Source organism: Nakamurella sp. UYEF19, from assembly GCF_040546275.1.
Taxonomy (GTDB): Bacteria; Actinomycetota; Actinomycetes; order Mycobacteriales; family Nakamurellaceae; genus Nakamurella.
Genome location: NZ_JBEPNO010000011.1, coordinates 147,469 through 172,400, shown reverse-complemented (window position 1 = coordinate 172,400; position 24,932 = coordinate 147,469). Strand labels below are relative to the sequence as shown.

Below are 24,932 nucleotides of genomic sequence, written 5' to 3'. Positions count from 1 at the left end.
ACGGCGGCGGTCACGGGGCAGTGATGGACGATGACCGTGACCGGGCATCTGGTCGGTGGCGTTGAGAGAACGGGGCGATGCGGGTGTTCGGTTATCAGGTGCCGGAACCGGATGAAGCGATGTTGATCTCCGGTGGGAAGGCGGCGGGTGACGTGCCGTTCCGGGTGGTCACCGGGCACGGCGCGTTCGTCACTCCCTTCTTCCGCAAGGCCCGGTTCCTGTCGCTGTCCATGGCGGAGTCCGAGGTGACGGAGGCGTGCGTGACCCGGCAGGGCATCGCTCTGAATGTGCGGGCGGTGATCGCTTTCAAGGTCGGCAGCGATGTCGAGAGCATCGTGAGCGCGGGTCAGCGTTTCCTGTCCGATCAGTCGCAGATGTCGGTGCTGGTGGGTCGGATCTTCGCCGGCCATCTGAGGTCGATCGTGGGGTCGATGACGGTCGAGGAGATCGTCACCGAGCGGCAGAAGTTGGCCGAGGGCGTGTTGGACGGGTCGAAGCAGGAGATGGCCAAGATCGGCTTGACCGTCGATGCGTTCCAGATCCAGTCGATCGACGACATGAAGCTCGGCTACATCGCGGCGATGGCCGCCCCGCACAACGCCGCCATCCAACGGCAGGCGCAGATCGCGCAGTCACAGGCGGACATGGCCGCGGCCGAGGCCGAGCAGCAGTCCATGCGGGCGCAGGCCGAGTACGCCCGGCAGACCACCATCGTGCAGGCGCAGTTGGCGGCGGAGGTGTCGGTGGCCAAGGCCAAGGCCGATCAGGACGCGGCGGAGGCCGAGCAGCAGTCGGCGCGGGCGCGAGCAGAGTTCAGCCGTCAGACCAAGGTGGTGGAGGCGCAGTACGACTCGGAGATCCTGGTAGCCAAGGCGAAGGCCAATCAGGCTGCGGCGCAGGCCGAGCAGGAGTCGCAACGGGCCCAGGCCGAGTTCAGCCGTCAGACGTCGATCGTGCGGGCCAAGGCGAAGGCCGAGGTGGACAAGGCCGAATCTGAAGCGTCCCAGGCGGGGCCATTGGCGCAGGCCACTTCGCAGCGCGAGGTGTTGGCGGCGCAGACGGAATTGGCCACGCGGAATGCCGAACTCCGCAAGCAGCAGCTGGTCGCCGAAGTCGTGAAGCCGGCCGAGGCCGAGGCCGAGCGGATCAGGGTCTTGGCGCAGGCCGACGCCGAGCGGACGAGAATCCAGGCGGAGGCGGCTGCCTCGAACAATCGGGTCTCGTTGGATCAGCTGCTGATCGAGCAACTCCCACAGATCGTCCGGGAAGCCGCACAGGGGTTGGCGAAGGCCAACGTCACCGTGCTGAACGGATCCGACGGACTGGGCGAGATCGCCTCTGGACTGGTAAGTCAGGGATTGGCGATCTTCGATTCGGTCAGAGCCGGAATTGCCGCCAAACCTGAAACCGATCTTGACCGCAAAGGCATCAGTAGGGGGCCTGGAGATCGGTGAACATCGGGAAATGTCGGACGTTGCGCGTGAGAAGGCTCGAGCCGGTGAGCATCGCCGTCGCGGCGATGGCAAGGTCGGCGCCGTCGATGGTGTGGTGACTGGGCAGCCATCTTCGACCGAGCGCTCCTGCCTTCTCTGCGACATCAGCGTCCACCGGGTGCCACCGAAGGGTCGAGAGCAGCAATCGGGTGGCTTGTTCTTCCGCCGGTCTCATGCCTGCGAGCACCTCGAGTCGGGTGATCTCGCTGGCCAACAGCGGCGCCGATTCGCGGGCGTTCTCCAGTACGGCCGCTGCACCTCCATGGCCTCTCAGGTAATCGATCAGGACAGCGGTGTCGACGAGAACCGTCACGAGTCGTGGCGCAGGCGCGACCCGGATCGCAGATCGTCGACCCAAGCGGCGCCGTCCATGTCGTGGTCGCGCCAAGCTCCGAACGTGCGCCGCATGATGGCCAGGTCGTCCTCGCTCGACCGCTCCGCGCCATAGACCGTCTGAACGGCGTCACGAATCAGCGCCGCGATGGACCGCCCGGTCCGCGCCGCTGCTGCATCGAGAACCCGACGCTCGTCGTTCGACAACGAGATCTGCGTCCGATTCATCATGATGTAAGCCTACATCACTTGAAAGCTGGGTCAGGAAAGGTGGGTCAGGTCATCGGCCCTTGCATCTATGCAGAGACGAAATGCACAGAAATTTAGTTGCTCGACGACAACTATCGGTGCATGATTGCGGGCGGCAACTAGATGTACTGCGCAAGCAAGTGTGAGAGGGAGGGTGGGAGATCGTGACGAGCAACGTGACCGAGGCCGAGCAGATCGGCCACTTCGACCAGGCCGCCGAGATCGCCGACGCCCTGATCAGTCTCATGCGTCTCTACGGCAACCTCAAGGCCAAGGTCGCGAACACCGCCGATCCCGAGATTGCCGCCCTGTTCCTGCTCGTCAGGCTGGTCAAGGACGGGCCGCAGCGGGCCAAGGAGCTCGCCGAGACCACCAGCGCCGACCCGTCCACCGTCTCCCGACAGGTGGCCACGCTGGTCAAGAACGGCCTGATCGAGCGCAAGGCAGATCCGGAGGACGGGCGAGCGTCCATCCTCGTGCCGACCGAACTGGGCGTGACGCGGGTGCAGGAGCACTTCGTCAACCGCGGCCAGATGATCGAGCCGATGATCGCCGATTGGCCGGATCTCGACCGCAGCGACTTCCTCCGACTGCTCCGCTGCTACACCAACCGGCTCGAATCCCGCCGCGACGAGGTCATCCACACGATGAGCCGGACGCATTCCCTCCAGAACCCGAAACCCGTGCTGCCCGAACAACAAGCAGCGACACCACCACACCCGCAAGCCAGCACCGAGAGGTCCAACTGATGGCCACCACCGAAACATCCGCGCCGAAGAGCGTGGCCCCGCCCAGTCCGGCGGGGTTGTCCCACAAACAGATCCTCACCATCCTGGTCGGCCTGCTGCTGGGCATGCTGCTGGCCGCCCTCGACCAGACGATCGTCTCCACGGCCATCCGGACCATCGGTGACGACCTGCACGGGTTGAACATCCAGGCCTGGGTGACGACCGCGTACCTGATCACCTCGACGGTGACCACCCCGCTCTACGGCAAGCTGTCGGACATCTACGGCCGGCGCCCCCTGTTCCTGTTCGCCATCTCGATCTTCATCGTCGGGTCGGCGGCGAGCTCGTTCGCCACGTCGATGCCGATGCTGGCGGCCTTCCGCGCCTTCCAGGGCATCGGAGCCGGTGGTCTGTTCTCGATGGCCTTCGCCGTGCTGGCCGACATCGTGCCTCCCCGCGAACGGGCCAAGTACCAGGGCTACTTCCTCGCCGTGTTCGGCACCTCCTCGGTGATCGGGCCGCTGGTCGGAGGGTTCTTCGCGGGCAGCAGCAGCATCCTGGGCATCGCCGGATGGCGCTGGGTCTTCCTGGTCAACGTCCCGATCGGGGCCATTGCCCTGGTCGTCGTCTACAAGGTGCTACACATCCCGCACGTCCGTCGTAACCACCGCATCGACTGGTGGGGCGCCCTGGCTCTCGTCATCGGCATCGTCCCGATCCTCATCGTCGCCGAGCAGGGGAGCGCCTGGGGCTGGGCCTCGGGACGCATCCTCGGCCTGATCGCTGTTGCGATCGTCGGAGTCGCCGCATTCATCTTCGTCGAGTTCAAGATGAAGGACGAAGCGCTGATCCCGATGCGGCTGTTCAAGGCCCCGACCTTCAGCATCGGCCTTGGCGTCAACGCCCTCGTCGGTGTCGGTATGTTCGGCGCCATCTCGATGCTCCCGCTCTACCTGCAGTTGGTGAAGGGTGTGACTCCGACCCAGTCCGGCCTGCAGTTGCTGCCGCTGATGGTGGGCCTGATGGTAGGCGCCATCGCCTCCGGCCAGCTCACCTCCAGGACCGGCAAGTACAAGATCTTCCCGGTGATGGGTACGGCGATCCTGGTGGTGGCGTTCCTGCTGCTCCTGACGATCAAGGTCACCACCAACTACCCACAGCTGGCCGTCTACTTCGCGCTCGTCGGTCTCGGGTTGGGGCTGTGCATGCAGACCCTGCTCATCGCCGTGCAGAACTCGGTGCCGGCCCGGGACATCGGTGTCGCCACCTCGTCCGCGACCTTCTTCCGTCAGCTCGGCGGAACGCTGGGTGTCGGCGTCTTCTTGTCCTTGCTCTTCAACACGCTGCCGGACAACATCGGCAAGGCGGTCAGGGTGTCCTCGGCCGACCCCTCGTTCCAGCAGGCGGCAGGCAAGGCGGCAGCTGCTGCCGGTCAACCCGTCCAGTCCTACCTCGGGTCGCTCGGTGGTCAGTTGACGATCGACTCGTCCTTCCTGAGCAAGATCGATCCGCTGATCGCGCACCCCTACCAGGTCGGATTCGTCAGCTCGACGCACGTGGTCTACATCTGCGGTGCGATCTGCATGGCGATCGCTTTCGGGCTGGTCACGATGATCAAGCAGGTTCCGCTGCGCACCATGTCCGCGCTGCAGGAGACGCAGATGGAGCAGGCCAGCCTCGACGCCGAGACCCTGCCGACCCCGGCCGGAACGACCGCCACCGCAACGGCGACGGCCACTCTCGGATCCGCCGGGGCCGCCTCGGATGTGGGCGGTCAGGGTGTTCCCGCGTCCGCGCCATCGGAATCCGTGGACGGCACTGCCGGCCACCACGTTCCGGCACATTCGCCGGAGGCAACGGGCGAGCACGTCGCGGTGGCCGATCTGATCGCCGAGTCTGACCTCCTGGCCAACGGCCAGAGCGTGGGATCCGGAACCGATCACGGCAAGCACGAGGCCTGATCCAGCGCAGAATCCCTGACGAACACTGCGCATACGGAAGTGCACTGCGCATACGGAACTGCGCTGCGCAGACGGAACTGCGCTGCGCATACAGAAGTGCGCTGCGCAGACGGAACTGCGCTGCGCAGACGGAAGCGACCGAAATCGCCGCGTTGGCAACGAATTTGGTCAGAACCGTATGCGCAGCGCGGAACCCTCTCGCGGGCCGCCCGCCCCGGCGCCGCCGCTCCTCGCTTCAGCCCATGCAGAAGTGCGCCGCGCATACGGAAGTGACCGAAATCGCCGCTTGGACGAGGAATTCGGGCTCAACCGTATGCGCCGGGCAGAACGGTATGCGCGGAGTACGCGTAGGTCGCCGCGCGGCGGGGCTGTTACTGCCAGGGGGCGATGAACGGGAGCCGGCGGTCGTCGACGGCGGGCGTCGGGCGGCCGTCCACCGAGAGGTAACGGCGGCGCGGGCCCTGTGCCGCAATGGATTCCACCGCGCCGACCAGACGGTCGACGTGCTCGGTGGTGGTGCCGAGACCGACCGAGGCCCGGATCGCGTGACCGGTGCCGTCCTCGACGTTGCAACCAGCCGCACCCAGCAACTTGCGCACCAACGGCTGCGCGCAGAACGCGCCGTCGCGGACCCCGATGCCGTGCTCGGCCGACAGGGCCGCGGCGACCACGGCTGATGACTGGCCGGCGATGGTGAACGTGAGGACGCCGATGGTCTCCACCTGCCCACCGAAAAGGGAATGCACTGTTACACCGGGGATCTCGCGGAGACCGTCGCGGAGCACGTCGGTCAGCGACTGCTCGCTCGCGGCCAGCGATGGTCGGTCCGCCTTGGCCAGCACGTGGCACGCCGTGGCCAACGCGACCGCACCCGGAACGTTCGGCGAACCGGCCTCGTGACGGTCCGGGAGCGGCTTCCACGTAGTCTCGTCATCGGTAACGGATGCCGTCGCGCCGCCGCCGATCAGGTACGGGTCGGCCGCGGCCAGCCAATCCGCGCGACCGACCAATGCGCCGGAACCGTAAGGGGCATAGAGCTTGTGGCCGGACAGGGCGACGTAGTCGACACCGAGCTCGGCGATCGAGAACGGGCGGTGCGGCGCCAGCTGGGCCGCGTCGAGGGCGACCCTGGCTCCACGGGAGCGAGCCACCGCGGCCAGCGCCCGGACCGGCCAGATCTCGCCGGTGACGTTGGACGCGCCGGTGACGACCAGGAGAGCCGGGCCGGCGGGGCGGGTGCGCAGCGCGTCATCGACGGCACTGACGGCCTCGGCCGGCGACGACGGGGCGGCCAACCGCACCACGTTGATCCCCGGACGGTTCCAGGGCAGCAACGCGGCGTGGTGCTCGGTCTCGAACACGACGACCGTGGTCCGCGTCGGCAGGCAGTGGGCCAGCAGGTTGAAGGAGTCGGTGGTGTGCTTGGTGAACAGGACGACGTCGTCAGCGCGCCCACCGACGAAGTCGCGGATCGGTGCGCGGGAGCCCTCGTAGAGCGACGTGCAGACCTTCGAGTGCCAGCCGGCGCCGCGGTGGACGCTGGCGTACCGCTCGAGCAGCGCGTCGACGGTGTCGCGGACGATTCGCAACGCCGGAGCCGAGGCGCCGTGGTCGAGGTTGGCGTACTCCACCTGGCCGCCACCGGCCAGCGGGACCTGCGAGTGGGCGCCGACGATGTCCAGCCCGGGAGCGTGCGGGTGGACGACTCCGTGGGCGGGAGCGACGGGGGATTCGGCGCACCAGCGGGGCCGTTCGGCGGCTGACGTCGCGGAAATCCAGTCGGGACGGTCGAGAACAGCGGTCATCAAAGATCCTCAGGGTCCTTCGGACCACCGGATAGACCAGGGGCCCGCGCTTGCCGGATGCACCTCGCACCAAGCCAGGTCTTCATCCGGGGCACCCCACCGCGGTAGGAGGGTTGCCGGCCAGCAAGCCGGAGCTATCCGCTGGCACTCATGACCTTCGAGGGAGGACGCTAGCAGAGGTGACGCGAGGTGCGGAAGCCCTGTCTCTTCGCAACTTCTGCGGGCTCGATGTGACCTGGCCGACGCCGGGCCGTCTGCTCCGGTGGAGTCGGGTCCACGAGTCGACGGTGTTTGCGCAGGTCACGCTCAATCCGTGACAGGTGATGCCAGGGCTGCCTCGGCGTTTTGGAGGTCGGTCCGCTGATGTCGTATGCTTCCGTAGCTCCCAACGGACAGCCGTTGGAGCCGGGTGTTTTTTGATTCAACGGTTCCCGGCTTCATCGTCTAGGCCCCCATCGTCTAGCGGCCTAGGACTCCGCCCTTTCACGGCGGCAGCACGGGTTCGAATCCCGTTGGGGGTACGCAGTAGGCCTTGTTTCACCTCAAGGCCCCGTAGCGCAGTTGGTTAGCGCGCCGCCCTGTCACGGCGGAGGTCGCGGGTTCAAGTCCCGTCGGGGTCGCCAAACGCGGGCCGGGTCCAGTTCACTGGGTCCGGCCTGTTGTTTGAGGCCAGGTAGCTCAGTCGGTACGAGCGTCCGCCTGAAAAGTGGAAGGTCGCCGGTTCGATCCCGGCCCTGGCCACCACATCTGAACTCCCCCAGTCCGCTACGGCGAGCTGGGGGTTTTCTGCGTCAGCGCTGAGTCCTGGTCCCGCCCGCGGTCGCTGCGCTGGGCCCTCGTGAAGGCGGTGTCACGGGCCCCGGCCACGCCGACGTCGATGGCGCCCAGCAGCGATCCGTCCGGACCGGTGGCCGACACCGTCACCTCCGGCGGGCGCAGCGGCACGAGCTCGCGGAGGCGGCTGCGGATCGGGCCGAGCAGCAGGTCGCCGTTGCGGCCGATCCCGCCGGCCAGCACCACCTTCCCCGGATCGATCACGGCCACCACCGCCGCGATGACGGTCCCCAGGTGGTAGCCCTCCTCGAGGACCGCGCGGTCGGCCGCCGGTTGCCCGGCCCGTGCTGCTGCGAAGACCTGCTCAGACGACGAAACATCCGCCAGGCCCTCGTCTCTGGCCCGGTTGACGATGCTCTGCGGTGCGACCGATGTCTCCAACCGCGGATGACGGTGACCGGGGCTGAAGGTTGGGTCGCCCGGCGCGAACGGCAGGTAGGCCAGTTCGCCGGCCGCGCCCTGTGCACCCCGCAGCAGCCGTCCGTTCAGCACGATCCCCATGCCGAGGCCGGTCCCCGCCGAGACGAAGACGAAGTCGGGCCCCGACCCGCGGGCCGTCTCGGCGATCGCGGCCAGGTTCACGTCGTTCTCGATCTGCAGCGGGGCACCCAGCCGTCGCCGTAGTTCGGGCACCGTGTCCGTGCGTTCCCAGCCGGGCAGATTCGGTGCCAGGCGGATGATGTCGTTCTCGGCGTCGAACACGCCGGGACCGCCGAGGACCACGAGGGTCAGCTCGTCCCACTGCCGCCGGGCCGCCTCGACGGCGTCCCGGCTGACCTGCTCGATCTGGTCGAGCAGGATCCGACCGGAACGCAGGCGCGTCTTGACCTCGCTCCGCTGCAGCACCTCCCCGGCCAGCGTCACCACCGCCACGCGCAGCCACGCGCGCCCGACATCGAGGGCGACCACCGTCCCGGCGCGGCCGTGGATGCGGTAGACCCGCGGGGTCCGACCGGTGTTGCCGGTGCGGCGGGCCTGCTGGTCGAGCAGGCCGAGACGCTCGAGGTTGTTGACGGCGAGGGTCACCGTCGGCTTCGACAGGCCGGTGCTGGCCACGAGTTCGGCCACCGAGGCTTCCGGACGTCCGGCGATGTCGTCGAAGACCGCGCGCTCGTTGATGATCCGCACGGCGCTCGACGTCGTCACCACCAGCGGACCGCGCCGCCTGAGACCGATTCCGGATGCCATGCCGGAGATCATGGCACGGCCGTCGTTACCGGTTGCTGCGCAAGCTGACCGACGTGGTGACCGTCGCCGTCCCTGGTGCCGACACGGTGATGGTGACCCGGTGGGATTCCGCACCTGAGTAGGTGTGGTCGCCCTGCACCGCGTAGAGGCCGTTGATCGAGGTGTTGACCGCCGGATCCCCGCTGAGCGTGCCGGGGCTGCTGTGGCCGTCACCCCAGTTGATCTTGACCGTCAGGGTGTCGGTCGTCCGGCCCGGAGCGGCCACGGTCGCCAGCGGGCCCTGCACCGTCCGGGTCCGGTCGAGGGTGGCGGCACCGGCCGTCAGGTCCAGCCGCCACCGGACCTCCGGGGTCGGGTAGAAGTTCACCCCGGCAGCCTGGAGGCGGTCGCCCTGGGCGCCGAGACGACCCAGGAAGTACTGGTAGGCCGGGCTTTTCACCGTCCGGGTGACCTTCGGCGACCACGCCAGCTCGGCCAGCGCCAACAGGCGCGGCATCACCAGGTAGTCGATCTCGGACAGGTTGCGGATCGTCTCGGTCCACATCGCGCCCTCGACCCCGATGACGTCGTGGTCGGTCACGCCGGTGACGTAGGTGCTCGGGTCCCAGTTGTAGAACTGGTCGATGTCGCAACCCTTCTCGCAGGCCCACGTCTGGCCCAGCACCGCCGGCACCGTCTCGGTGTAGCGCTGGTCGAGGTAGGCATGCGTGGCCGGCGCCATGACGATCTTCATGTGCTTCTTGACCGCATCGGTGGCCGAGACGGTGTCCGGATCGCTTCCGGAGGCCGGGTTCCAGTACTCGGCGACGGATCCGGGCGCGAGAGTGGTTCCTGGCCCGGAGATCTCGGCCCAGCCCATGGCAGTTTTGCCGGTCGCCTTGACGATCCGCGCCTCACGGTTGACCAGCGCCGCATAACGGTTCTCCGCCAGGGTGGTCGACGGGGTCTCGTCGCCGCCGAGGTCGTAGTACCGGCTGGAGGACATCGCGCCGAGCTGCTGGACGATGGCCGTCAGGAGGGTCCAGGTGTTGGCGCTCTCCGGGCAGAGTGCGCTGTAGCCGACGTCGCCGGTGTAGTTCCACACCGGCGGATGGTTGGTGCTGCAGTTGATGTCGGCCGGGTGACCGTCGAGGTAGGGATTGGCGGTGTCGCCGAATTCGGCATTGATGATCGCGTTGGTGTGGCCGGGGCTGTCGACCTCCGGGATCACCGTCATGAAATGTGCTGCGGCGTAGGCGACGAACGAGCGGTACTGCGCCTGGGTCCAGAAGCCGCCCGGATCCACCGTCCGACCGTCGGTGCCCACTGCCCCCTTGGCGCCGATCGACGTCAGGCGGGGAAAACCGTTGATGACGATGCGGAATCCCTGGTCGTCGCTCAGATGCAGGTGGAAGGTGTTGATCTTGTAGGCCGATGCCTGGTCGATGAGTTCCTCGGCCACGGCGGGTGATTCGAAGTGCCGTGCGATGTCGAGCATGATGCCGCGGTAGGCGTAGCGCGGGTAGTCGGTGATCCTGGTCGAGGAGATGGTCCACGGACCGGAGCGCCGTGTCGGGCTGTCGATCCAGGACGGCAGTAGCTGACGGAGTGTCTGCACGGCGTTGAACAGCCCGTGGGTCGTCTTGGCCTGGAGAAGCACGCCGTGGGTCGTCACCTCGACCCGGTAGCCCTCGGCCTGTTGATCTGCCGAGAGGCCGGGGACCGCGCCGAGGCTCAGGGTGATGTCCCCGTTCCGGGCCGGACCGGAGACGACGGGCAGGGCAAAGCCGGTCGACGGTCGGAGGTCAGCACCCAAGGAGCGGGCGACTGATGTCGTAGCCGACTGGGTCGCGACGATCCGGCTGCCCTTGGCGAGGGTGAAGACGCCGGTGCCGGGGACGGAGGTGACCGGCTTCGGGACAACGGAGGAGATCGCCGGTGCGCTGGTGCTCAGGTAGGCAGACGCGGGAACCGCGGCAGGCAAAGGATCGGCCGCAGCCGCCGGGACCGCCAGGCCGGCGACCGTCAGCGACAGCGCGGCGAGCAGCGCGACCGTCCGAAACGGACGGAAGGGATGAAAAGCACCGTAGGCACGGGAATGTCGCATGACTGCTCCTACCGGAGAGTTGTTCGGACAGCTCACGAGAACCCAACCGCGGTTCGAACCCAGTAAGTCAGACTCCCTTACGAAGGTCAAGGATCGATCGGCGGTCGGTCGCGTCCGTCCTCGCGCCGGCCTCGTTCAGGCCCAGGGGATCGGCAGGGTGCCCAGGGCCAGCAGGCTGCCCTTGAGCTGCCGACCTCCGGTCGTGACCACACCGCACTGCAGGCTCGCTTCCGCCGGAATCTGTGCTCCGGAGACCTGCGCACTGTCGGAGGTGGCGGCGTACAGCTGCACCGACAGCCCACCGTCGGCCGTCGGGTCGGCGATGCCGGTGAGTTCGCGGACCACCCGGAGGCAACTCGCCTCCAACTCGGCGCGCGTTGCGGAATGCTGGCCGGTGAAGCCGCCGGCGAAAATCTCCAGGACATGCGGCAAGCCGCACGCGCCGCTTTCGCTTCCCTGGTCCCACGCAGCGGTCTTGATGCAGTAGCCGATCAGGTTCCGGTTGTGGCCGTTCTGCAGGGCATGACGAAGCGATTCCGTGTAGGGAGCCGCGTCCGAGTTGGTCGAGGCGATCACGTTCGGGAGAACCGAGACGACGCATGCCAACCAGTGTTGCCCGGCTGCCTCCTGGCGCGGAGAGGGTCTGGACAGGGCCGGCCAGGCCACGGCGGTCCCGGTGGGCGACCAGAGGCCGAAGATCGGCTGCGTCGCCTGACCGAGGTAGGCCGAGTTGCTGTCGTAGCAAACGTTGATGTTGGGGTCGCTGATGCTCTGGTACGTGGCCGTCCCTTCGACCACCACGGGACTCGGATCACTGATGACGCGGGTGATCTCGCCGTATCGGAGACCATTGCACGGCCCGATCTTCTGTCGCGGGTAGACCTGGATCAGCGACGCGCTGCCGCCGGCGGCCACCGTCGGGCGCTTGACGGGGTCGGTGACGCAGTCACCGACCCCGGGAGGCCCGGGAATCGGCGTGGCCTGCGCGGTTCCGGTCACGAGGTGCGGCCGCAGGCCCGACATGACCAACACCGCGAGCAGCGCGACGGCCATCACGAGTAGTCCGAGTCGGCGTGGCGTCATCTCATCGCTCGCTGACCATCGCGATTCCCCCATCTTCCGGTCCTCATCGTATCGACCCGGCGTGCCCCGAGGAGTTGGCTCCCGCCCACCGCGGCGCTACCCGCCGTCGGTGGTCTGCTGCTGGCTGTCGGGCTGCGCGGCGCCCTGGCGATGACGCCGGCTCGGCGCCGATGGCGACGCGTTCAACAGATTGAGCCCCTCATACCTTCTCGACCGTCACGGTGACGCTCGACAGCAGCTTCTTGGGCCTCCAGCGACGGGAGACGACGACGTAGTCAGCACCTTGGAGCTCGACGATTTCGCCCACTTCCGGAACAGCGCTCATGTCGAAGGTGCCGAGCTTGCTGTCGTCCTTGCTCGACGACGAAGACGCCAGGAAAATTGTGTTCATGTGACCCATCCTGCTTGAGCTTTCGCTCCGGCGGCAGCATCCAGCGACATGACGCGGGTACACCCTGCGCCGCAGTCAGAGTCCGTAGACCCGCTCGGCGTTGTGGCGACCGATCATCGCCGCGACTCGGATTGCGTCCTTCTCGGCCCAATCGCCCTGACGGATCCAGCTGCCGAGCACGTCGCCCATGCCGCGGCGCCAGAGGACGGCGCCGAGCATGTGCAACTCGGGTGGGCCGAAGGCGTCGGAGGAGTACAGCTGCTTGGCGAACGGGGCCAGCTCCAATGATTCGGCCAGCAGCGCCGTCGAGCGCGCGCCCACGTGGTTCACCGAGAGGCCGACGTCGAAGTACACCTGGTCGAAGGCCTGCGCCAGGTACCCGGCCTGCCGCTGGAACGGATAGCAGTGGAGCAGCAGAACCGGCACGGCGGCTACCACCGGGTCGCGCAACAGGGGGAGCAGCAGCATTGGATCGACCCGGTGCAGGTCGAGATCCCGGTCGCCGAAACCGACGTGGAACTGGATGGGCAGGCCGGCCAGCGCCGCCTGGTGGATACCGAAGGCCGCGAGCACCGGGGACGTCAGGCGGATGGCTCGCCCCTCGGCGACTTCCGTGGCCCACTCCTGCACCGCCGCAACGACTTCTGCGGATGACGGCACAGCCCAGTCGATGTCGAAACCGCACCGGTAGGCCACCACGGTCTTCGTGCCCACCACCTGCGGGCCGAGATCACGAAGCCCGGTGCGGAGGGCCTCCACGTAGTCCCGCGGCCGGATCCCTTTGGCCATCAGGGATTCCGCCAGGGATTCCAGCCGGATGATCTCCACCGACTCGCCTCCCGACCAGGTCGACAGCACCGGAGCCGATACGATCTGATCGCCGGCGAAACCGGTGTCGACCACCCATGTCCCGACGCCGGCAGCGGTCAACATGCGGCGGGACAGATCCTCGGTTCCCAGGGACGACCTCGCGGCAACGTAGTCGTCCGCCTCGGCGTGAGCCTCCAGCCCGAGGACCGGTGCACACCAACGCCGAACGGCAAAACCGAGCTGGGAGTCGAACTGCGTCATCCACGGTGGGATCGGATCGGGGGAGCCCTCGTTCAGCGACTCCTCGAGCGTGGCTCGCGAGATCGGCCCGGCGAAACACCCGTGCACGTGATGATCGATCAGCGAGAGGCGGGTCAACGAGTCAGCCAGCCCCGTCGGTACGGCCTGAATCAGCCCGGCAAAGGGGTCGGGTGAATTCATGCCGACCACACCCTGCGGAGCGCGACAGTCATGTCCTCCAGTGGAGTCTCGGCGTACGCGGCCAGCTCCCAGCGCCGGACGGCGAGCAAGGACTCGACGATCCGTCCACCGAGAATCTGCTGGGCGAGCGCAGAATTCGCGAGCAGTTCGGCCGCCTCGGCCGGATCGTGGGACAACCGGGGGACCGGATCACCGGGGATGGACGAGGGATTCACCGCCACCTCGTCGGGAAGTGCTGCGGCCAGCTCGATCCCGCGCAATGCCAGACCCAGGACGGTCGCCACCGCCAGATAGGGGTTGGCCGTCGGGTCGATGCACTTCACCTCGATGTTGGTGCCGGACGGGTCGCCGGGGGTGGCGCCACAGAGTCGAACTGCAGCCTCCCGGTTCTCCAGACCCCAGCACGCGTACGCGCCGGCCCAGGTACCGGGTCCGAGTCGACTCCCGGACAGCGGGGAGCCGGCGAGTACCGCGATGAATTCCGGGAGGCCGGTGACGATCCCTCCTAGTGCGGAGGCACCGGCCGGCTGCAGGCCGTGGGGCCCGCTACCACCCGACAACAGCGGCTGCCCGTCGGAGACGAACGAGATGTGCAGGTGCGCACCGTTTCCCGCAGCACCGACGAACGGGAGAGGGGAGAAGGAAATGCCGAACCCGTGCCGACCGGCCACTCGCCCGAGCAGCACCCTGGCCAGCACCACCTGATCGGCGGCGCGCAGGGGAGGAGCCGGGGGGAGGGAGATCTCGAATTGATCGGTGCCGTATTCGGCATGGACCTGCTCGACCGGAAGACCGGCAGCGGTGAACGTTCGGAGTAGATCGGTGTGAAAAGCACTGCACGCCAGCAGGGGTGCGGCGCCGTAGGGCAGCCAGGTGCCGGCCGTCAGACGTTCGCCCGTCAGGTCGGTCAGGACGAACTCGAGTTCCGAGCCCACCAGAACATCGACGCCGGCGATCTGAGCCTCCGCGACCACCGTCCGCAGCCGTCCTCGTGCGCAGCCGGGGTCGGGTCGACCCTGCTGATCGAAGAACTCCACCGGACCCCAGGCGATCTGGTCGCCGATCGCGGCCAGGGAGCCGGGCTCCAGTCGAAGGCGGAGGTCGCCGGTGACGCCGATCGCCGGGGTGAAGGCGATGCCGGCGCCGTCGACGCAGAAGGCGTTGAACGTCGGTGATGCGCCGAGTCCGCGGCGGTGGAAGGATTCCACCCGTTCCGCCGGAACGGATTTCGCCCTGATCACGCCGGCCATGTCCACGATGGTGCCGACGATCAACTCGATCCCGCCCGCCTCCAGTCGGACCTGCAGAGCGGCCAGATCGGCGGTGGTTGCGCAACCCGGCAGTGCCGGTTCGGAGAACATCTGCACGGTGAGCGTCTGCCTTCGTCGACCGGTTGTTGTGCTCACCGTACGACGGCCGCTCCGGGAAGGGTCGTGTGGGGACCGGCCCATCCGTCGCGGAGGCTCGAGCAGCTCGGTGGCCGACCCGCCGGATTCGGGTCGGCCACCGAGTTGTCACGGGTAGCTGACCACCTGGCTGGCAGTGCCAGGAAGCGCTGCGGTGACGGGCGCACCGGTGCCGTCGATGACGGAGTCGATCGATCCTGATCCGTCCAGGAAGACGGTGAGGAGGTCGTGCATCCGCACGCCGGGCTCTTGCGGGACCTGGAAGGCCGTCGTGGCCGCGATGGGCAGACCCTGGTTGAAGAAGCTGTAGCTCCCCATCCCGTAGCCCTCGAACGTCCGGACCCGCGGCGACACCACGAACGCCGGATAGCCCTTGAAGGTCGGGCTCAGCGACCAGGCCGCCTGGCTGGGCGGGTCGTACGGCATCTCGTTCTGGAAGAACACCGTGCTGCCGCCCTGGCCGTCCCAGGTCACCTCGGTCTTCTGGTAGTGCTCGACGAAAAGACCGAAGGCGCTGACGTTATCGCCGTTGACGATGACGCCGTGGTCCGCCGTGTTGACGGTCCAACCCACACCCGTGCCGTGATCGGCCCGCCACGCCCAGATGTCATCCAGCACCACGTCGGAGCTGTTGACGATCAGGCTGGTGGTGGCCTTGCCGGCACTTGCTCCGCCGATCCGGAAGAAGACATCCTGGATCTGGGTCGGATCCGAAGCCTTGCCACCCCGTTGAAGTTCGCCGCAGTGGAATCCGGTGCGGGCGCCGACCTGGAGCAGCACCGGCGAATTTTTCGGGCCGGCGTCGAAGATGACCCCGGAGAGCTTGGTGCCGGGGACGTCGAGCACCACCATGGCCGCAGTACCGCGCTGCGGGCTCAGCGTCGCGAATCCCAGCCCGAGGACCACGGTGTCGGGACGGCTGATGATGATGGGTCCACCCAGTGCGTAGACGCCGGGCGTCAGGATCAGATCCCTGCCCAGCAGCAGCGCGAAGTTGATCGCCGTCAGCGGGGTCTTCGGATTGGCGACGAAGAAGTCTCGGAGCGGCTTCGAGGTACCCGCCGTGGCCCCGCTCGACCATGACGTCCCGACCGAGTTGTGCTGCACCGCAGGGACCATCACGCGGTACGCCCCGCGGGCGTCGGTGTAGAGGTAGGGCGCGTCGGCGCTGACGGACGTGGTGTCGAGGGTGGTGTACGGCTGAGCGCCGCCGAAGCTCTGGGCCGGTGCGCCGACGGTGCCGGCGAAGACCTGGTTCCAGACCCCGTTGCTCCAGCCGGCCAGGTCGCTGTTGCGCACCAGGAACTGCTGTTGGGATCCACTCACCACAGGGGCGCCGGTGAACTTCGAGTCGGCGATGAAGCCGCCGCTGGCAAACGACGGGTTGCTGCAGTAGTCCATCAGGGAGAGGAGGCCATTGACCTGGACCCGGCGCATCGGCGCGGCCTGGGACACCGCCCAGAACTCGGTGTTCTTGCGGCAGCCGGTCTCGCCGGCGACGTCGATCGTCAGGTTGGACAGCGAGCGCCAGAAGTTGTTCAGCGCCAGGCAGCTCCCGTTGTGGTCGCATTGGTTCCTGACGTTGATCGACCCGTTGATCGTGACCGCACCTGGTTCCTTGCCGAGGCCGGCGACCTGCGTGTAGTAGCCGACGTCGAAGATCAGCGGGGAGGTGGGCGTGCCGTAGGTACCGGGTTGGAAGAACAGCGAGTACCGCTGGGGGCCGAACTGGTTTCCGATCTGCTGGGCGGCGATCGAATCGACGGTCGACTGGATCCGGGCCTGCGGCATCGACGGTGAGAACACGACGACGTTCGGGCCGAGACCGGTGGCGGGCGTCGTGGTGCTCGGTGAAGCCGGCGGGCTCGCCTGGGCTGTCGACGCTCCGGCGGTGCCGACCGGGACGAGGAGGCCGGCGAGGAGAAGGCCGGCCACGATGACAACCTTGCTGCGCTGGAGGCGCATGGAGTTCCTTTCCGCCCGACCCCTGCCGGGCTGACTGCATGAGACCTATGTTCCAGGTCACAGCAGCAGAACACCTTTGTCCAGCGGCAGCAAGTGGGGACAGAAGCGGTCAGCCGGCTGTCGCCAAGGCCATCGCGTCGGCCGTCAGTTCCACCGAGCGCAGGCGGGACGCCGTGTTGGACGACTGATGGGCGGTGATCAGCTCGTCCGCGCCGGTGAGCTCGGAAAATTCCTCGAGGTAGTCGCGCACCTCGGAGGGCGTGCCCACCGCCGAGTAGCGGACCATCTGCTCGACCTGACGGCCGGCGTCGGATTCGATGACGAGGTCGGCCTCCTCATCGGTGAACGTCCGGCCGCCCCGCCCGTACAGCAGGGACACCCTGGCCCGTTTCACCAGCAGGAGCTCCCGCTGCGCCTCCTGCGTGGTGTCGGCGGCGATCACGTTGACGGCTGCGAAGGCGTAGGGCTCGTCGAGCTGGGTGCTCGGCTGGAAATCCCGGCGGTAGATGGCCAGCGCCTCGAGGAGGGCGGCCGGGGCGAAGTGGGAGGCGAAGGCGAACGGAAGTCCGAACGCGGCTGCGAGCTGGGCCCCGAACAGCGACGACCCGAGGATGTACAGGGGCACCTCGGTGCCCTGTCCCGGCACGGCGCTCACCCCGGGGACCAGGGATTTCTTGCCGAGATAGCCCTGTAGCTCCAGGACGTCATCCGGGAACCGGTCGGAAGAGTTCGGGTCGCGCCGCATCGCGCGAGCCGTCAGCTGATCCGAACCCGGTGCCCGCCCGAGACCCAGATCGATCCGTCCGGGGTGGATGGAGGCGAGGGTGCCGAACTGCTCCGCGATGGTCAGTGGCGAATGGTTCGGCAGCATCACCCCGCCGGCGCCGAGACGGATCGTCGAGGTGTTGGCAGCCACGTGGGCGATCAGCACGCTCGTCGCCGACGAGGCGATCGAGGACATGTTGTGGTGCTCGGCGTACCAGACGCGGCGATACCCGAAGGCCTCCGCCTTCTGGGCCAGCGCGACGCTCGCGGCGATGCCGTCGCCGACACTCTGTCCCTTGTTGATCGGCGCCAGATCGAGGATGGAGAGCGGAAGGTTCATCCAACTTCCAACCTCCCCGCCGTGGTGACTATTCCGCCGGGTCAGTCCTCGGCCGCGGCCGTCGGCATCCCCGCACCGATCAGCGCCATCACCGACGAGTCGGTCAACGTCGTGACATCACCCAGTTCGCGGTGGTCGGCGACGTCGCGCAGGAGCCGACGCATGATCTTGCCGCTCCGCGTCTTCGGCAGTTCGGGTACCACCATGATCTGCCGGGGCTTGGCGATCGGGCCGATCTCGTGGGCCACGTGCGCGCGCAGCTCCTGCACCAGATCTTCGCTGGAACCGTTGGGCAGGACGTGATTTCGCAGGATCACGAACGCAACGATGCCCTGTCCGGTGGTGTCGTCGGTCGCGCCGACCACGGCCGCCTCAGCCACCGCCGGATGCGACACCAGGGCCGATTCCACCTCGGTCGTCGAGATCCGGTGCCCGGACACGTTCATCACGTCGTCGACGCGGCCCAGCAACCACAGGTCTCCTTGCTCGTCCTTCTTGGCGCCGTCACCGGCGAAGTAGTAGCCCTGTTCGGCGAACCGGGACCAGTAGGTCTCGCGGAACCGGGCCTCGTCCCCCCAGATGCCCCGCAACATGGCCGGCCACGGTTTCGTCAGCACCAGCAGACCACCCGAGCCGTTGGGGACCGGATGTCCTTCGTCGTCGACCACGTCCGCGCTGATTCCGGGGAGCGCCCTGGTCGCCGAACCGGGCTTCGTCGCGGTGACGCCGGGGAGCGGACTGATCATCATCGCCCCGGTCTCCGTCTGCCACCAGGTGTCGACGATCGGGCAGCGGTCGTGGCCGATGTTCCTGCGATACCACATCCAGGCTTCCGGATTGATCGGCTCGCCCACCGATCCGAGCAACCGCAGCGACGACAGGTCGTAGCGGGCCGGGATGTCGTCACCCCATTTCATGAAGGTGCGGATGGTGGTCGGGGCGGTGTAGAGGAGCGTCACCCGGTAGCGGTCGACGATCTCCCACCACCGGCCCTCGTGCGGGCTGTTGGGCACGCCCTCGTACAGCACCGAGGTGGTGCGGTTCGCCAGGGGCCCGTAGACGATGTAGCTGTGGCCGGTGACCCAGCCGATATCCGCTGCGCACCAGTACACATCGGTGTCCGGCTTCAGGTCGAAGACGGCGTGGTGGGTGTAGGCGACCTGGGTCAGGTAACCGCCGGTGGTGTGCAGGATGCCTTTGGGCTTCCCGGTAGTGCCGGAGGTGTACATGACGTAGAGCGGGTGCTCGGCGTCGAAGAACTCCGGGGTGTGGTCCGTGGACTGCGAAGCCACCACGTCGTGCCACCAGACGTCCCGGCCGGCAGTGAAGGCGACGTCCTGGGCAGTGCGCCGGACGACCAGCACGGAGCGCACGTCCGGGCACTTCAGCAGCGCCTCGTCGACGGCCGGCTTGAGGGCCGACGGTGCTCCGCGCCGCCAACCGCCGTCGGCGGTGATGACGACTCTCGCGTCGCAGTCGAGGATCCGATCGGAGAGGGCGGTGGCCGAGAATCCGCCGAAGACGACGGTGTGCGGCGCCCCGATACGGGCGCAGGCCAGCATCGCGACCACCGTCTCGGGAATCATCGGCAGGTAGATCGCCACCCGGTCGCCGGCCTTCACGCCGAGCTCCAGCAGGGCGTTCGCGGCCTGGCAGACCTCGTCCTTGAGCTCGGTGTAGGTGATCGATCGTCGATCGCCCGGCTCACCCTCGAAGTGGTAGGCGACCTGGCCGCCGTGGCCGGATTCGACATGCCGATCGACGCAGTTGTAGGCGACGTTGATCCGGCCACCGACGAACCACCTGGCGAACGGTGCGTCCGAGAAGTCAAGCGCCGCACTCCATGGAGTCTCCCAGGACAACCGCTCGGCCTGACGGGCCCAGAATGCGGGACCGTCCGCTTCCGCTTCGGCGTAGGCCGCTGCGGTGACGTTCGCCTGCGCCGCGAAAGCGCCCGTCGGGGCGAAGCTGCGTGATTCCTGGGAGAGGTTCGACAGCGTGCTCGTCATGCGCGGGGAAAGGTCGGCAGGACCAGGCGCTTCGCGGTCGCATTCATCACGCCGGCCATCGAGCCGTACCAGGCGAGCGCCGCCGTGACCAGGCCGAGCCAGCCGCCGACCTTCGTCATGCCGGTGGAAGCACCGAACGCACCGATGGTCAGGAAGAGGAAGGTCAGCGTGAGCACGCCGAACACGGCGATCAGCACCCCGGTCGTCCGGGTCGAGCAGATGAACATGTAGACGGTGAAAATGGTCCAGCCCAACAGGAACAGGCCGAAACCCTTGCCCTCGTCCGCGCCCATGCCGGCCAGGACGCCGCGGTCGATCAGGTACCAGACCGCCATCCAGAACGCACCGTAGGAGGTGAAGGCGACGGCCCCGAAGGTGTTGCCCTTGATGAACTCCCACATCCCGGCCAGGATCTGCGCGACACCACCGTAGAAGAAGGCGAGGGCCAGGATGCCGCCGGTCACCGATGCCGGGACCAGGCCCGCGTTGACGACCGACAGGAAGAAAGTCGTCATCGCGAACGCAGCCAGTCCAAGGGGGCCAGGGTCAGCCACTCGTGATGCCGGGGTGGAGTTCTCGGTGATGAGGGGCGACGACGGCGCGGGCTTCGTCGACGACTCGGCGGGCTGGGCCGAAGCCTTGGTTGATGCGGCTGGTGCGGTCCTCATTGCCATGCGGTGGCACTCCTTCCGATCGCCGGGCAGTGCCTGGGATCAGTTGCCGGCGGCCTCGTTGCCGCCTGTGATGAAGGTGACAGGAGTCCGAGGTGGCCGGTAGGGGCGTTGCGGCGGGAGGGCGGACGCTGCGCCGGATGACGGCCCGTGTGCGACGAGCGGTCGGTCGGACGGGCCGAACGGCGCCGCGCCTCAGAGGCGTTCGCCGGACCCGGGTTCCCCGGCAGGCGCCTCGGGCAGGTGGAGCCTCGCCATCACCCGACCGACACCCGGCGGTATCGAGTGGGAGGTCGAGAGCGAGACGACCACCATCACCAGGAAGGCGATCGGTACCGACCATGCGGCCGGTTGGGCCAGCAGGGTGGCAGCCCATCCGGCGGGGAGCGGCAAGGTGATCGTCACCAGCACAGCGCTCGTCGCGAGTCCGCCGCCGACCAGGAGCCCGGCGACAGCCCCGGCCGGGGTCAGCCTCGGCCACCAGACTCCCAGCACCAGCAGCGGGCAGAACGTCGAGGCCGCGACCGCGAAGGCCAGGCCGACCACTGCGGCCAGGCTGAGGTTCCGGCCGAAGAGGCTCAGGACGTACGGGATGCCGACGGCCAGCACGGCACCCACTCTGAACGCGCCGATCCGGCTGTGCCGCAGCACCTTCCGGCCCTGGGGGAAGAAGTCCTGGGCCAGCACCCCGGCGACCGACACGGTCAGTCCGGAAGCCGTGGACAGGAAGGCGGCGAACGCTCCAGCGGTGACCACGGCGCCGAGGGCGATCCCGGGCCAACCCGGAAACATTCGTTCCGGCAGCAGGAGGACCGTGGCATCACTCTGTCCCGTCAGCAGCAGATCGGGGACGAAGGCCCGGCCGAGGATGCCGAAAACGGTGGGCAGCAGATAGAAGCCGGACAGCAGCACCACCACGATCAGGGTCGTGCGTCGTGCTTCTCGGCCGTCCGGGTTGGTGTAGAAACGGACCAGCACGTGCGGCAGCCCCATGGTGCCCAGGCAGATGGCCAGGATCAGCGACAAGGTCGCGTACAGCGGATGGTCGATACCAGAGCCCAAGGGCTGCAGCCACTGTGCAGAGGTTCGAGCCGGCAGCCGGTCGATCACCGGCACCACATCTCCGGGATGCAGGACCACGACGGTGCCAGAGCCCAGGACGTGGGCACCAACGGTGACGGTAACCGGTCCCCGCACGGCCGCACCGTCGAGAGTGCCCACGATGTCAAGTGTTCCGAGGACCGGTGAGTGCACGGCGGTTTCCGAGGCCAGCGTGACGGTGACGTCGGATCGGGCCGTCGGGTAACCCGTTCCGACCGTGTCCCCGTCGCGGCGCCACAGCGTCAGCAGCACGAGGGCCGGCACCAGGAGGGCGGTGAACTTGAGCCAGAACAGCACCGCCTGCGAGAAGGTGATGGAACGCATGCCGCCGGCGGCCACCGAGAGGAGGACCACCAGGCAGACCAGGGCCCCGCCGAGCCACCCGGGCGCCCCGGTCTGGGTGGACAGCGTCAACGCCGCCCCGCTGAGCTGCGGGACCAGGTAGAGCCAACCGATCAGCACCACGAGCACGCTGGACATCCGCCGCACGCTCGGAGACCCCAGCCTGATCTGGGCGAAGTCGGGCAGCGTGAAGGCGCCCGAGCGACGCAACGGCGCTGCCACCACGACGAGAAGTACCAGGTAGCCGACCGTGTAACCGACCGGGTACCAGAGCGCGTCGTAGCCGTAGACCAGGATCAACCCGGCGACACCGAGAAAGGATGCGGCGGAGAGGTATTCACCGCCGATGGCGGCGGCGTTACGACTCGGTGTGACGGCGCGGGAGGCCACGTAGAAGTCGGCGACGGTATGACCTCGCCGCAGACCGAGGGTGCCGACCCCGGCCGCGACCAGTGCAACCAGGCCGACTGCCAGTGCCGCCGCGAACTGCCCGTTCACGGTCGTCGGGCCCAGTCGGTGAAGGCCTTCTCGTTGCGCTCGGCGCGGCGCACCGCCAGGGCGGCCACGATGATCATCACCGGATACACGACGAGCCCGAGGATCAACCAGGGGACGGACATCCCGAACAGTCGCCAGGTGGTCCAGGCGGGCAGTACGGCCGACAGCAGGGCGACGAGCATGAGACCACCGACGCCGCCGACCGTCACCAGCAGGGCAAGTCGCCGCTGGCTGCGCATCAGCGAGGCGACGTACCACCGACCGAGTTCGGTCTGTTCCTCGATATCCCGGGAGGGTGGTCGGTGCGGTGGCCGCCGGGCGGCCTCGGTGCGGGGATGGACGACCCGGACCCGCTCGCTCGTCATCGCCGGCCGCGGACCGCGAGCCGGTCCCGTAGTTCCCGGACGTGGCGCCGGCTGACCACGAGCTCGACATCGCCCACCTGGACGGTGGTCCGCCCGTCGATCATCCGGATCTCCTCGACGTGATCGAGCGCGACCAGCGTGCTGCGATGGATCCGCGCGAAGCCGACCTCGCCCCATCGCTGTTCGAGGACGGTCAACGGGATGCGCAGCAGGTGGCTACCGGAAGCCGTCCACAGGCGGGCATAGTCGCCCTGCGCCTCCACGTAGCGCACCTGCGACCGCCGGACGAACCGGATGACGCCGGCCAGCTCCACCGGGATCGTCTCGTCCTCGGTGCCGGCGGCCGGTGGGCTGCCGAAGGTGATCACCCGGCGGACCGCCTCGGCCAGGCGATCGGCCCTGACCGGCTTCATCACGTAGTCGGTCGCCCTGAGGTCGAAGGCATCGACGGCATGATCGTCGTAGGCCGTGACGAACACGACCTGTGGTGGCTCTGCGAACTGGGCGAGCACCCCGGCCAGTCGTAGCCCGGACAGGCCGGGCATCTTGATGTCGCAGAACACCACGTCGAAGGAATGGTGGGCCAGCATCTCCAGGGCCTGCGCTGCGCCCGCGGCGGTCCTGATCTCGTGGATCCTCTCGTCCTGCCCGAGCAGGTAGGAGAGTTCCTCCCGGGCCGGCGCCTCGTCGTCGACCACCAGCACCGACAGCGATGGTGTCGCCTCGTCGTCCACGGTGGCTGACATGATGGCGAACGGTACCGCGATCGGCGTCTCCGCGCCCGGAACCCGTTGCTCTCAACCCCTTCCGGGGGCGAACTTGGGGATTCGTAGGCGCACCATGGTGCCGGCCCCCGGCGCGGTCTCGACCACCAGGCCGTATTCGTCCCCGTACAGCTTGCGCAGTCGGGCGTCGACGTTGCCGAGCCCGACCGACGTCCGGCTGCCGGGATCGGCCTCCGGACGGTCGCGACCGTCTGCCTCGCCGTGCGCGCCCCCGCCGGCGGACAGCAGAGCGGACCTGATCCGCTCCGGGTCGGATCCGGCTCCGTCGTCCTCCACCGTGATCAACGCGTCCGGCCCGTCGTCGGCTGCGGTCAGGGACACCCGGACCGTTCCCGGCCGACCCTCCAGCCCGTGGCGCACCGCGTTCTCGACCAGGGGCTGGATCACCAGGAACGGCACCGACATCGGCAGCACCTCGGGTGCGGCGCGCAGGGACACCGCCAACCGGTCACCGAACCGGGCCTGCTCCAGGACCAGATAGCGTTCGGTGTTGCGAAGTTCTTCGGCGAGCGTGGTGAATTCGGCGCCACTTCGCAGGGCATAGCGGGTGAAATCGGCGAACTCCAGCAGCAGTTCCCGGGCCCGGTCGGGGTCCGTCCTGGTGAACGAGGCGATCGCGGTCAGCGAGTTGTAGATGAAATGCGGGCTGATCTGAGCCCGTAGGGCACGCAGTTCGGCTTCGACCATCCGGGTGCGGTCACGGTCGGCGGAGGCCAGTTCCAGCTGTCCCGATACCCAGGCGGCCACCTCCTGCACCGCCCGGACCAGCAGGGTGGAGGATTCCCGACGGTAGGCCACCAGGGCTCCGACCACGGCTCCGCCGTCGACCAGCGGGCTGGCCACGGCAATGCGGGCCGGGCAATCTGGCTTCCCGCAGGAGATCTCCGGCCCGGAGAGCATCTGCGTCTCGCCGGTGCGCAACACGCCGCGCACGTGTTCGATGGCGTGTTCGGCGTGATGGTGGGACGGTCCGTCGACGGCCAGGGTCCTGACGTCATCGGTGAGCGCGACCGCGCCGGCGTCCAGCAGGGTCCGCAGATGTTTGACGGCCCGCTCGGCGCCGGCCACCGTCAGCCCTTCGCGAAGTGCGGGTGCGGCCAGGCCGGCCGTGTGCAGGGTGGCGAACGTCGCGCGCTCGGCCGACGACTCGAGATCGGCTGTGCGGAAACGTCTCAACCGTGGCACCGCCAGTAGAGCCACCATCAGCAGGGTCACCGCCACGAGCAGCACGACCACCACGGTCACCTCGGAACACCTCGCCTCGCGGATTCCCCCGCACGGCC

General features: G+C 68.1%; 20 protein-coding genes, 3 tRNA genes and 1 riboswitch. Of the genes, 6 read left to right on the top strand and 17 right to left on the bottom strand.

What is annotated here, in order from left to right; translation table 11 throughout:
* Positions 1 to 83: 83 nt before the first annotated feature.
* Positions 84 to 1,454, top strand: coding sequence for an SPFH domain-containing protein (locus ABIB25_RS16450; protein WP_354529573.1), 1,371 nt, complete (start codon positions 84 to 86; stop codon positions 1,452 to 1,454).
* Here the strand turns inward: ABIB25_RS16450 and ABIB25_RS16445 are convergent.
* Together ABIB25_RS16445 and ABIB25_RS16440 are read right to left on the bottom strand one after the other, a co-directional pair.
* Complete coding sequence (locus tag ABIB25_RS16445; protein ID WP_354529542.1) at positions 1,429 to 1,806, bottom strand: type II toxin-antitoxin system VapC family toxin; 378 nt, start codon at positions 1,804 to 1,806, stop codon at positions 1,429 to 1,431. The two genes, ABIB25_RS16450 and ABIB25_RS16445, sit on opposite strands and share 26 nt — an antisense overlap.
* A complete protein-coding gene (locus ABIB25_RS16440) occupies positions 1,803 to 2,057 on the bottom strand; it encodes a ribbon-helix-helix domain-containing protein (RefSeq protein ID WP_354529541.1) in 255 nt (84 codons plus the stop codon). The genes ABIB25_RS16445 and ABIB25_RS16440 overlap by 4 nt, the downstream gene beginning before the upstream one ends.
* 182 nt (positions 2,058 to 2,239) lie before the next feature.
* On the opposite strand from ABIB25_RS16440, the gene ABIB25_RS16435 reads away from it, so the two are divergent.
* A complete protein-coding gene (locus tag ABIB25_RS16435) occupies positions 2,240 to 2,824 on the top strand; it encodes a MarR family winged helix-turn-helix transcriptional regulator (RefSeq protein WP_354529540.1) in 585 nt (194 codons plus the stop codon).
* On the top strand, positions 2,824 to 4,764 hold the full coding sequence (locus ABIB25_RS16430) for an MDR family MFS transporter (RefSeq protein WP_354529539.1): 1,941 nt from the start codon (positions 2,824 to 2,826) through the stop codon (positions 4,762 to 4,764). Before ABIB25_RS16435 ends, ABIB25_RS16430 begins: the two co-directional genes overlap by 1 nt.
* A gap of 371 nt (positions 4,765 to 5,135) precedes the next feature.
* Here the strand turns inward: ABIB25_RS16430 and ABIB25_RS16425 are convergent, their stop codons facing one another.
* On the bottom strand, positions 5,136 to 6,569 hold the full coding sequence (locus ABIB25_RS16425) for an aminotransferase class V-fold PLP-dependent enzyme (RefSeq protein ID WP_354529538.1): 1,434 nt from the start codon (positions 6,567 to 6,569) through the stop codon (positions 5,136 to 5,138).
* A 41-nt stretch (positions 6,570 to 6,610) separates the two neighbouring features.
* A riboswitch (SAM riboswitch) is annotated at positions 6,611 to 6,725 on the bottom strand.
* A 292-nt stretch (positions 6,726 to 7,017) separates the two neighbouring features.
* On the opposite strand from ABIB25_RS16425, the gene ABIB25_RS16420 reads away from it, so the two are divergent.
* The 3 genes from ABIB25_RS16420 to ABIB25_RS16410 all read left to right on the top strand — a co-directional run bounded on the left by ABIB25_RS16420 (position 7,018) and on the right by ABIB25_RS16410 (position 7,313).
* Positions 7,018 to 7,090, top strand: a tRNA-Glu gene (locus tag ABIB25_RS16420).
* A gap of 25 nt (positions 7,091 to 7,115) precedes the next feature.
* Positions 7,116 to 7,192: transfer RNA gene (locus tag ABIB25_RS16415), tRNA-Asp, on the top strand.
* A 44-nt stretch (positions 7,193 to 7,236) separates the two neighbouring features.
* Positions 7,237 to 7,313 (top strand) — tRNA-Phe (locus tag ABIB25_RS16410).
* 21 nt (positions 7,314 to 7,334) lie between these two features.
* Here ABIB25_RS16410 and ABIB25_RS16405 read toward each other — a convergent pair.
* From ABIB25_RS16405 to ABIB25_RS16340, 14 genes are all read right to left on the bottom strand, one after another.
* The gene (locus tag ABIB25_RS16405) at positions 7,335 to 8,591 is read right to left on the bottom strand and encodes an ROK family transcriptional regulator (RefSeq protein ID WP_354529537.1); all 1,257 of its coding nucleotides are present in this window, start codon (positions 8,589 to 8,591) and stop codon (positions 7,335 to 7,337) included.
* Positions 8,592 to 8,616: 25 nt separating this feature from the next.
* Entirely contained in the window at positions 8,617 to 10,677 is a 2,061-nt protein-coding gene (locus ABIB25_RS16400; RefSeq protein ID WP_354529536.1) for a beta-N-acetylhexosaminidase, read from the bottom strand.
* Positions 10,678 to 10,812: 135 nt separating this feature from the next.
* Positions 10,813 to 11,760 (bottom strand): hypothetical protein, encoded by a 948-nt coding sequence (locus ABIB25_RS16395; protein ID WP_354529535.1) that lies wholly within the window; start codon positions 11,758 to 11,760, stop codon positions 10,813 to 10,815.
* A 199-nt stretch (positions 11,761 to 11,959) separates the two neighbouring features.
* The gene (locus ABIB25_RS16390) at positions 11,960 to 12,151 is read right to left on the bottom strand and encodes a hypothetical protein (protein WP_354529534.1); all 192 of its coding nucleotides are present in this window, start codon (positions 12,149 to 12,151) and stop codon (positions 11,960 to 11,962) included.
* A 75-nt stretch (positions 12,152 to 12,226) separates the two neighbouring features.
* Positions 12,227 to 13,402, bottom strand: a complete 1,176-nt coding sequence (locus ABIB25_RS16385; RefSeq protein WP_354529533.1) for an amidohydrolase family protein — start codon at positions 13,400 to 13,402, stop codon at positions 12,227 to 12,229.
* Positions 13,399 to 14,808: a type I glutamate--ammonia ligase gene (locus tag ABIB25_RS16380; protein ID WP_354529532.1), complete on the bottom strand. Its 1,410-nt coding sequence runs from the start codon at positions 14,806 to 14,808 to the stop codon at positions 13,399 to 13,401. Before ABIB25_RS16380 ends, ABIB25_RS16385 begins: the two co-directional genes overlap by 4 nt.
* Before the next feature lie 108 nt (positions 14,809 to 14,916).
* A complete protein-coding gene (locus ABIB25_RS16375; protein WP_354529531.1) occupies positions 14,917 to 16,773 on the bottom strand; it encodes a pectate lyase-like domain-containing protein in 1,857 nt (618 codons plus the stop codon).
* Positions 16,774 to 16,882: 109 nt separating this feature from the next.
* Positions 16,883 to 17,878 (bottom strand): LLM class flavin-dependent oxidoreductase, encoded by a 996-nt coding sequence (locus ABIB25_RS16370; protein ID WP_354529530.1) that lies wholly within the window; start codon positions 17,876 to 17,878, stop codon positions 16,883 to 16,885.
* A gap of 41 nt (positions 17,879 to 17,919) precedes the next feature.
* The gene (gene acs / locus ABIB25_RS16365; RefSeq protein ID WP_354529529.1) at positions 17,920 to 19,887 is read right to left on the bottom strand and encodes an acetate--CoA ligase; all 1,968 of its coding nucleotides are present in this window, start codon (positions 19,885 to 19,887) and stop codon (positions 17,920 to 17,922) included.
* Positions 19,884 to 20,561, bottom strand: a complete 678-nt coding sequence (locus ABIB25_RS16360; RefSeq protein WP_354529528.1) for an acetate uptake transporter — start codon at positions 20,559 to 20,561, stop codon at positions 19,884 to 19,886. The genes acs and ABIB25_RS16360 overlap by 4 nt, the downstream gene beginning before the upstream one ends.
* A gap of 192 nt (positions 20,562 to 20,753) precedes the next feature.
* Positions 20,754 to 22,499 (bottom strand): sodium/solute symporter, encoded by a 1,746-nt coding sequence (locus tag ABIB25_RS16355; RefSeq protein WP_354529527.1) that lies wholly within the window; start codon positions 22,497 to 22,499, stop codon positions 20,754 to 20,756.
* Positions 22,496 to 22,864 carry a DUF485 domain-containing protein gene (locus tag ABIB25_RS16350; protein ID WP_354529526.1) on the bottom strand — a complete coding sequence of 123 codons (369 nt, stop codon included), beginning with the start codon at positions 22,862 to 22,864 and terminating at the stop codon, positions 22,496 to 22,498. The genes ABIB25_RS16355 and ABIB25_RS16350 overlap by 4 nt, the downstream gene beginning before the upstream one ends.
* Positions 22,861 to 23,610, bottom strand: a complete 750-nt coding sequence (locus ABIB25_RS16345; protein WP_354529525.1) for a LytR/AlgR family response regulator transcription factor — start codon at positions 23,608 to 23,610, stop codon at positions 22,861 to 22,863. The genes ABIB25_RS16350 and ABIB25_RS16345 overlap by 4 nt, the downstream gene beginning before the upstream one ends.
* A 51-nt stretch (positions 23,611 to 23,661) precedes the next feature.
* Positions 23,662 to 24,894 carry a sensor histidine kinase gene (locus tag ABIB25_RS16340; protein WP_354529524.1) on the bottom strand — a complete coding sequence of 411 codons (1,233 nt, stop codon included), beginning with the start codon at positions 24,892 to 24,894 and terminating at the stop codon, positions 23,662 to 23,664.
* Between the last annotated feature and the right edge of the window lie 38 nt (positions 24,895 to 24,932).